The 8961-nt window shown below is 61.6% G+C and carries 8 protein-coding genes; 5 read left to right on the top strand and 3 right to left on the bottom strand.

Features of this window, described 5'->3' with window-relative positions:
• Nucleotides 1–244: 244 nt before the first annotated feature.
• Complete coding sequence (locus M0808_RS22605; RefSeq protein ID WP_333991454.1) at nucleotides 245–979, bottom strand: alpha/beta fold hydrolase; 735 nt, start codon at nucleotides 977–979, stop codon at nucleotides 245–247.
• Nucleotides 980–1111: 132 nt separating this feature from the next.
• Here M0808_RS22605 and M0808_RS22600 point away from each other — a divergent pair, with 132 nt between their 5' ends.
• Nucleotides 1112–2245, top strand: coding sequence for a cupin-like domain-containing protein (locus M0808_RS22600; protein WP_108182192.1), 1134 nt, complete (start codon nucleotides 1112–1114; stop codon nucleotides 2243–2245).
• A 177-nt stretch (nucleotides 2246–2422) separates the two neighbouring features.
• Here M0808_RS22600 and M0808_RS22595 read toward each other — a convergent pair whose 3' ends face one another.
• Nucleotides 2423–3595 carry an MFS transporter gene (locus tag M0808_RS22595; RefSeq protein WP_247842474.1) on the bottom strand — a complete coding sequence of 391 codons (1173 nt, stop codon included), beginning with the start codon at nucleotides 3593–3595 and terminating at the stop codon, nucleotides 2423–2425.
• A 251-nt stretch (nucleotides 3596–3846) separates the two neighbouring features.
• Between M0808_RS22595 and M0808_RS22590 the strand changes: the two genes are divergently transcribed.
• From M0808_RS22590 to M0808_RS22575, 4 genes are all read left to right on the top strand, one after another.
• A complete protein-coding gene (locus M0808_RS22590) occupies nucleotides 3847–4647 on the top strand; it encodes a glucose 1-dehydrogenase (RefSeq protein WP_247842473.1) in 801 nt (266 codons plus the stop codon).
• On the top strand, nucleotides 4640–6466 hold the full coding sequence (locus tag M0808_RS22585) for a glycoside hydrolase family 15 protein (protein ID WP_247842472.1): 1827 nt from the start codon (nucleotides 4640–4642) through the stop codon (nucleotides 6464–6466). Before M0808_RS22590 ends, M0808_RS22585 begins: the two co-directional genes overlap by 8 nt.
• Nucleotides 6467–6857: 391 nt before the next feature.
• Entirely contained in the window at nucleotides 6858–7247 is a 390-nt protein-coding gene (locus M0808_RS22580) for a hypothetical protein (RefSeq protein ID WP_247842471.1), read from the top strand.
• A 12-nt stretch (nucleotides 7248–7259) separates the two neighbouring features.
• The gene (locus M0808_RS22575; protein ID WP_247842470.1) at nucleotides 7260–7898 is read left to right on the top strand and encodes a BRCT domain-containing protein; all 639 of its coding nucleotides are present in this window, start codon (nucleotides 7260–7262) and stop codon (nucleotides 7896–7898) included.
• Here the strand turns inward: M0808_RS22575 and M0808_RS22570 are convergent.
• The gene (locus M0808_RS22570) at nucleotides 7861–8892 is read right to left on the bottom strand and encodes a GlxA family transcriptional regulator (RefSeq protein ID WP_247842469.1); all 1032 of its coding nucleotides are present in this window, start codon (nucleotides 8890–8892) and stop codon (nucleotides 7861–7863) included. The genes M0808_RS22575 and M0808_RS22570 overlap by 38 nt on opposite strands.
• Between the last annotated feature and the right edge of the window lie 69 nt (nucleotides 8893–8961).

Here is an 8961-nt window from a genome sequence, read left to right as displayed (position 1 = left end):
TTCTCAGCATCCGGATCAGTAGGCAGGAAGCACAAAGGCACGTCGTCCCTATAAAACGAATGCAGACCGGAAAAATTAGCGAATGAGAACAACTGTCAGGCGGGCGGTTGAGCGGCTTTTTTCATAAACACAAATCAAATGTGGGAGCGGGCTTGCTCGCGAAAGCGGTGTGTCAGTCAACGATGCAATAACTGAAATACCGCTTTCGCGAGCAAGCCCGCTCCCACATTGAGTGATGCGCTGTTCAGGCGATTGCGGCCATGACATGCCGACGATGATGCCCTTCCAGCTGATCCTTGATCACCTTGAGCACTTTGGCTTCATGCTCATGAATGAAGAAGTGCCCGCCGGCGAGCATGTCCACTGAAAAGCTGCCACGGGTTTCCTTGCTCCAGCCGATCAGTTGTTCGGTGGTCGCGCGATCCGCCTTGCCGCCCAGCACGTGCACCGGGCAGTTGAGCAACGGCCGCGACAACGGCTCGAATTTGCCGCAGAGCAGAAAGTCGGCGCGCAGGATCGGCAGGGTCAGGCTCATCAGTTCGGCATTGGCCAGCACTTCTTCGCTGGTGCCGTTGAGTGTGCGCAATTGATCGATCAGCTCGGCGTCGGTTTTCGGCTCGGCAAAACCGCGATCGTAATCGGCGCGCATCGTCGGCGCCGCCGTGCCCGAGGCAAACAGCGCCACCGGTTCTGGACAGCCCAATGCGCGCAGCGCGTGAGCGATTTCGCAGGCCAGCAGCGCGCCCAGGCTATGGCCGAACAACGCATACGGCGCTTTGAGATTCGGCCGCAATTCCTTGGCCAGTTGCATCGCCAGCGCCCGCATGTCCGTGTGCAGCGGCTCGTCGAAACGTGCACCGCGCCCCGGCAGTTCCACCGGTTGCAGTTGCAGCCATTGCGGCAGTTTTGGCCGCCAGCGGCTATAGACCATGGCGCTGGCGCCGGAGTACGGCAGGCACAGCAGGGTCAGCTTGTTCACCCGGCTTTCCTCGAAAAATTTGTCTGTAGAGATAAACGGATTACGCCCCCGGCAAATTAGTCGCGCGCCGGTAAATTGCGCCAACAGGCGCTCGTTAACTGTTCAGGCCAAAACCAATAACGAGGATTCACCGTGGACCTGCAGAGCATCCTGGGCAAGTTGTTCGCCAACGCCGGTGCCGTCGGCATCGAAGGCGTTTTCCAATTCGTGTTTGGCCCGCAGCAGGCCTACTGGTCCGAGGTCAAGGCCAGCAGCCGCACCGCGCCCGGACGCCATCCCAGCCCCGACGTGACCATTGAAGTCGCCGAGAGTGATTTTCTCGGGATCATGGGCGGCCGAGTCAATGTCGAAGAACTGTTCGCCAGCGGACGCCTGAAAATCGGCGGCAACATGGGCCTGGCGACGCTGCTGCCGCAGATCATCGAGCATGCGATGCACGGTGGCGCAGTGGCGCAAAAGGTCGACATGAACAAGCGCTACCCGACCCCGCCACGCTTCAGCGAACAACTCACCGCCGGGCTGCCGGTGCAGACCCGCATCGAGCGCCATGCGCGCGATGAATTGTCGGTCAGCGAATTCAAAAGCAGATACTTGCCCAACGGCATCCCGGTGGTGATCAGCAATGCCTTGCAGGACTGGCCGCTGTTCAAGCTCAGTCGCGAGGAATCACTGGTGCATTTCGCCGAACTGCAGGGCATCACCCGCCACGGCGATTACGTGAAGAAAACCTTTTCCACCGAACGTGATTTCCGCTCGACGTCGATGGCCGAGTTCATTGCCTCGCTGGACCAACCGGCAGTCAAACGGGCTGACGGCGAACCACCAGCCTACATGGGCAACAACATCCTGCCGGCGCAATTGCTGCAGCAGATCAAGTACCCGCCCTACTTCGATGCCTCGCTGTTCATCCCGCCACGCATCTGGATCGGCCCCAAAGGCACGCTGACGCCGCTGCACCGCGACGACACCGACAACCTGTTCGCGCAGGTCTGGGGCCAGAAGCAGTTCACCCTCGCCGCCCCGCATCACCGCGAGGCGCTGGGCACCTGGTCGACAGCGCCAAAGGGTGGCCTGGACGGCTGCGACTTCAACCCCGACGCGCCGGACTACGAGCGCTTTCCTGCGGCACGCGATGTGACGTTCCTGCGCGTGACGCTGGAGGCCGGGGATCTGCTGTTTCTGCCGGAGGGCTGGTTCCATCAGGTGGAATCGGTGTCGACGTCACTGTCGGTGAATTTCTGGGTGAATTCGGGTCGGGGTTGGTAACCCATTCGCTGCCTGTATGGATAACTCTGTGGCGAGGGGATTTATCCCCGATCGACTGCGCAGCAGTCGCAAACTCCCGGCAAGGTACTTCTGAAGGAAAGCGCTGGCTGGATTTGGGGCTGCTTCGCGGCCCATCGGGGATAAATCCCCTCACCACAACCGCTCATCAATGCCGGGTTATTTCAGGTGCCGATAACTCTGAAACGCCGACGCCAACACCACCGCCCCCGCCACAATCGCCAGCCAGAACCCGCTGCGGGCGCCAAACGCATCCACCAGAGCGCCCGAGCCGGCGGCGCCGATCGCCACGCCGATGCTCAACCCCGTCACCAGCCATGTCAGGCCTTCAGTCAGTTTCGCCGGCGGCACGATGCGTTCGATCAACGCCATCGCCACAATCAGCGTCGGCGAGAAGAACAATCCCGCGACAAACACCGCCAGCGACAAACCGAAAATATTGCTCGCCAGCAACAGCGGCAGCGTGGTCACCGCCGTCGCCACCCCACCGTAGAGAAACAGCCGCGGCAACGGCAGTTTCGAGCACATCGCGCCAAACGCAATCCCGGCCAGACACGAGCCGATCGCATACACCGACAAGACGATGCTCGCCGCCGCCGGTTGGCCCTGCTGCTGGGCGAACGCGACGCTGACCACATCGACGACGCCAACGATAATGCCCATGGCGAGCATCAACGCCAGCAGCCATTGCACGTCGGTCGAGCGAATGATCGAACCCTGATGCTGTGATTCCTGCGGGTGCACCGCCGGCTCGGTGCTGCGCTGGGCGACAAACGCCGTCACCCCGATCGCCAGCGCCAACAGCGCGGCCAACGGCCCGGCCTCGGGAAACGCCACCACGCACAAACCCACCGACAGAGGCGGGCCGACGATGAAACAGACTTCATCGAGCACCGATTCCAGCGCGTAGGCAGTCTGCAATTGCGGCTGGCCGCGATAGATCTCGGTCCAGCGCGCGCGCACCATCGCCGACATGCTCGGCATGCAACCGGCCAGCGCGGCGAAGATGAACAGTGTCCAGGTCGGCGCCTGCAAACGCGTGCACAGCAGCAACATCAGCAGCGCCCCGCCACCGATCAATGCCGACAGCGGCAGCACTTTGCCTTGGCCGAAACGATCCACCAGCCGCGAGACCTGCGGCGCACAAAACGCCGTGGCCAGGGCAAACGTCGCCGCCACCGCACCGGCCAGCGCGTACCCGCCCTTGAGCTGCGAGAGCATGGTGATCACGCCTATGCCGGTCATGGAAATCGGCATGCGCGCGATCATCCCGGCCAGTACAAAAGCCCGGGCGCCGGGGGCGGTGAATAATTCGCGGTAGGGGTTTGCCATGGGGACAGCCTCATCAGGGGCGGCCAAGTTGCCATAAAGGTTGATGAGCGTGGAAGCGCACAATTGTTGGTGGAATGTGAAGGCCCCTTCGCGAGCAAGCCCGCTCCCACAGGGGCAACGCATTCTAACCGTGGGAGCGAGCCTGCTCGCGAAGAGGCCGGCATATTCACCACAACACCGCACCGTCGAATGAACTCTCATGGCCTGCGACCAGTCAGCTAAATAGGCCCTCACTCAAGGCGCGACCCTGCATGCAAATATCCCTCGCCCGCCAAGTAGCACTGGTCACCGGTGCCAGCTCCGGCATCGGCCACGCCGCCGCCAAAGCGCTGGCCGCTGCCGGCGCAGCTGTCGTGATCAATTACAACCGTCAGGCCGAACCCGCCGAAGCGCTGGCCCGGCAGATCATCGCCGATGGCGGTCAGGCACTGGCCATCGGCGCCGATGTGTCGAAGGAAGACGAGGTCGAACGGCTGTTCGCCGAGACCCTCGAGGCCTTTGGTGCGCTGGACATTCTGGTGGCCAATTCCGGCCTGCAAAAGGATGCCGCGGCGGTCGACATGACCCTGGAAGACTGGAACACGGTGATCGGCGTCAACCTCACCGGCCAGTTCCTCTGCGCCCGCGCCGCGCTGCGGATTTTCAACCGCCAAGGGGTGCGTGAAGGCGTGTCCCGCGCGGCCGGCAAGATCATTCACATGAGCTCCGTACACCAGCGCATTCCGTGGGCCGGGCATGTCAACTATGCGGCGTCCAAGGGCGGCGTCGATCAGTTGATGCAGACCCTCGCCCAGGAAGTCAGCCAGCAGCGCATCCGTATCAACGGCATCGCGCCGGGGGCGATTCGCACGGCAATCAATCAGGAAGCCACCGAAGGCGCTGCCGGTGAGAAGCTGCTGGAGCTTATCCCCTACGGACGCATCGGCGATGTCGAGGACATCGCCAACGCGGTGGTGTTTCTCGCTTCCGACGCCGCCGACTACATCGTCGGCACCACCCTGTTCATCGACGGCGGCATGAGTCTTTATCCGGAGTTTCGTGGCAATGGCTGAGCATCATCCTGAACGACAAAGCCCGATCGACGCCCACGGCATCATCGGTGATCTGCGCAGTGCGGCACTGGTCAACGACAAGGGCAGCGTGGATTTTTTCTGCTGGCCGGAATTCGACAGCCCGTCGATCTTCTGTGCGCTGCTCGACACGCCCGAGGCAGGGATTTTCCAGCTCGCCCCGGACTTACCCGATGCCCGACGCGAACAGATCTACCTGCCGGACACCAACGTTTTGCAAACGCGCTGGCTCAGCGAACAGGCCGTGGTGGAAATCACTGACTTGCTGCCGATCGGCGACAGTGTCGATGACCTGCCGCTGCTGATGCGCCGGGTGCGGGTGGTCAGCGGTGAAGCGACGTTTCACATGCGCTGCGCGGTGCGGCATGACTACGCGCGTGCCAACACCCGGGCGCAGATGGATCAACAATCGGTGATATTTAGCGCCGAGGGTCAGCCATCGTTGCGGCTGGTGGCGGATCAGGCGTTGCACATCGATGGCGAAGCGGCCGTTGCTTCCTTCAGTTTGAAACAGGATCAGCACGCCGAATTTGTTCTCGGTGGCGCCGACGATCCGCGTTTCAAGGATGACGGCGCGAAAATGTGCCTGGAGCGCACGTTGAAGTTCTGGCGCGACTGGATCGGCCAGTCCAACTACCGCGGGCGCTGGCGGGAGATGGTCAATCGCTCGGCACTGGCGCTGAAGCTGCTGACCTCGCGCAAGCACGGCGCAATCCTCGCCGCCGCCACCTTCGGCCTGCCGGAAACTCCCGGCGGCGAGCGCAACTGGGATTATCGCTACACCTGGATCCGCGACGCTTCGTTCACCGTCTACGCGTTCATGCGCCTGGGCTTTGTCGACGAGGCCAACGCCTACATGGGCTGGCTGCGTGGGCGGGTCAGCGATTGTCAGGGTCATTCGACCAAACTCAACATCCTCTATGCGATCGACGGTCGTCAGGAACTGCCGGAAACCGAACTCTCTCACCTCTCCGGTCATGGCGGCGCACAACCGGTGCGCATCGGCAATGGCGCGTACGATCAGATTCAGCTCGATATCTTTGGCGAACTGATGGACGCGGTGTACCTGGTCAACAAGTACGGCGACGCGATTTCCCACCAAGGCTGGAAACACGTGCGCGAAGTGGTCGATCAGGTGTGTGAGACCTGGCAGACCACGGATGTAGGCATTTGGGAAATGCGCGGTGAGCAACATCACTTCCTGCACTCGCGACTGATGTGTTGGGTGGCGCTTGACCGGGCCATCCGCCTGGCCTCGAAACGCTCGCTGCCGGCGCCGTTCGTCCAGTGGGATCAGACCCGGCAGGCGATCTACGCCGACATCTGGGACAACTTCTGGGATGAGGAGCGCGGGCATTTCGTCCAGTACAAGGGCGGTACCGCGCTCGACGGTTCGATGCTGCTGATGCCGCTGGTGCGCTTCGTCAGCGCCAAGGACCCGCGCTGGCTGTCGACCCTTGAAGCGATCGAAAAGCATCTGGTGCGCGACGGCATGGTTTATCGCTATCGCAACGACGACGCCAACATCGACGGTCTGACCGGCACCGAAGGCGCGTTTGCCGCCTGCTCGTTCTGGTACGTCGAATGCCTGGCCCGGGCCGGTCAGGTGGAAAAGGCCCATCTGGAGTTCGAGCAATTGCTGCGTTATGCGAACCCGCTGGGCCTGTACGCCGAAGAGTTCGACAGCAAGGGCCGCCATCTGGGCAACACCCCGCAAGCGCTGACGCATCTGGCGCTGATCAGTGCGGCGAGTTTTCTTGATCGGCGTCTGAGTGGGGAGAAGAGTGTTTGGCAGCCGTAATTTCGTCAGTGTCTGTAGGAAATATGCCGCATCAACGCGCTTCGGTGGGCTAACCCCTACACAGAAGTAAACAGAATCAGATCTCCTGTGGTGAGGGGATTTATCCCCGACGGGCTGCGCAGCAGCCCCTGATTTTGCCTGTGCATTTCGTCAACGACGCCGCGTTGCCTGAGTTTGCGACTGCTGCGCAGCCGATCGGGGATGAATCCCCTCGCCACAGTTTGGGTAGTTTGTTCCTGCTTCTTCTAAACAACACCCTGGCAAATCCCTCCCCCGCAACCTGCACTTACACCCTGAAATACCCTGTTGCCAGCTGTTACATCCCCCCCTACCATCCACCGCAACGGGCACAGCGGAGCTGTCCAATAAAACCCGAATTCAAGGAACCAGAATGACCCAGCACGTCCACCGCCCCATCGCCACGCCCCTGCGCAGCGGCCTGACCCGCACCCAACTGTGGGAGGCCGCCGACAAAGGCCTGATCAAGTGCTGGGAAATCGGCCGCCAGCGCGCCACCCGCTTCCCCGACCTTGCCCACCAATGCCTCGCCGGCGAACTGCCGGTGCTCGGCTGGAAAGGTGGCGTGAGCCGCAGCCTGAAGAAAAACGAGAAATACGGCTCGCTGAAATACCTCGCCCAGTGGCAGGGCTTGCGGGGCGAGGATCTGGATATTGATCTGGCTGAAGAACGTTCGCTGACCTGCTCGCGGACGAAGATGCGGGTAACGTTTACCCCGGATCGGACGAAGTATTTCAATCAGGTGGCGGAAGCCGAGGCTTAAGGAGAAGCAACGATGGTCGATTTGCATCAGGAATTTAAGAGCAGCGTGTTCTTTCACCAGGCAAGAATCGAGCGGCGCTCGGTCGATGCTCTCATCGGCATCGCCGCCGGGCTTGCCGCAGACGGCACGATCAACCAGCAAGAAGCCGAGTTTCTCAGAACCTGGATTGAAACCCATTTGGCGCACCTGGATGATCCGGTTGTGAACATCCTTTACAGACGTCTTGCCGACATGCTCAGTGATGGAGTTCTAGACGCCGACGAGTCTGCGGAGCTGTTGGAAATGCTGCATCAGTTCACCGGGCTGCCAGTCGCACCAACACAAACACCAACGTTTACCACTCCGGCCAGCCTTCCTCTCGACCACCCTGCCCCGCAGTTATGCCTGATTGATCGGGTCTTCCTGTTTACAGGCGTCATGGCCTATGGGCCACGTAAAGAATGTGAGTCGCAGATCCTCGAACGCGGCGGCCTTATTGGTGGTTCCGTCAGCAAAAAGATTCACTATTTGGTAGTGGGCAGCATTGGCAATGATCAGTGGCTTCACAGCTCTTACGGCACCAAGATCAAGAAAGCCGTTGAGCTGAGAGACAGCGGCGTGCCGATTGCGATCATCAGCGAAGATCATTGGCAGAAGGTTCTGTTCGGGTAATTGCCCCTAAGGGCATCGCTGACTCTGCTTCGCCAGCTCTGACCGAAAACCGCTCCCGATACGCCTGCGGCGTCACGCCAATCGCCCGCAGAAAACTGCGGCGCAACGTTTCTTCACTGCCAAAGCCGCAATTGGCCGCGATTCGCTTCACTGGCAGCCCGGTGTCGCTGAGCAGACGCCGGGCGGTTTCGACGCGGATCAGCTCGATGGCGCGGGCCGGGGTCTGGCCGGTGTCGGCGCGGTAGTGGCGGACGAAGCTGCGTTCGCTCATGCCGGCCTGTTCGGCCAGGGTCGGCACGCCGAGGTCGCAGGTGAGGTTTTCGGCGATCCAGGCGTGCAGTTCATCAAAGCGATTGCCCTGATTCTGCAGGGCCAGGGTTACGCTGAACTGCGACTGCCCGCCCGGTCGTTTGAGGAACACCACCAGATGCCGGGCAACGTCGAGAGCAATATCACTGCCCAGATCTTCCTCGACCATCGCCAACGCCAGATCGATGCCGGCGGTGACGCCGGCCGAGGTCCAGACCGGGCCGTCGTTGATGAAGATCGGATTGGCTTCGACCTGCAGCTTCGGGTGCTGCTGCGCCAGTTGTTCGCAGCGGGTCCAGTGGGTGACCACGCGACGTCCGTCGAGCCAGCCGCTCGCCGCCAGTAGAAATGCCCCCGTACACACCGAGGCGACGCGTCGGCATTTCGCCGCATGCTCCCGCACCCAGTCCACCAGTGCCAAATCCTCCGCCGCCGGGTAAATGCCCCAGCCACCGGCGATGATCAAGGTATCACTGGCCTGCTGCGGCAACGGTTCGGCGAGCACTGCCAGCCCCGCCGACGACATCACCGCCCCGCCCTCACTGGCAATCACCGACGGTGCATACGGCACCGGCAAGCCGCGCTGGCGAGCGATGTCGTTGGCCGAGGCGAACACTTGCAGCGGGCCGGTGACGTCGAGGATCTGCATGTTGGCGAACGCAAGTACGTGAATGGCTTTGGGCATTTGGCGTAATTCGTGGGGTTATTGGCGTATACGCCAGAACCTACGCGCCTACAGTGAAGCCGTCCACCC

The sequence above is a fragment of the Pseudomonas sp. MWU12-3103b genome (assembly GCF_023100615.1).
Taxonomy (GTDB): domain Bacteria; phylum Pseudomonadota; class Gammaproteobacteria; order Pseudomonadales; family Pseudomonadaceae; genus Aquipseudomonas; species Aquipseudomonas putida_A.
The sequence above is the reverse complement of the archived record's forward strand: the minus strand, read 5'-3'. Positions and strand labels throughout refer to the sequence as shown.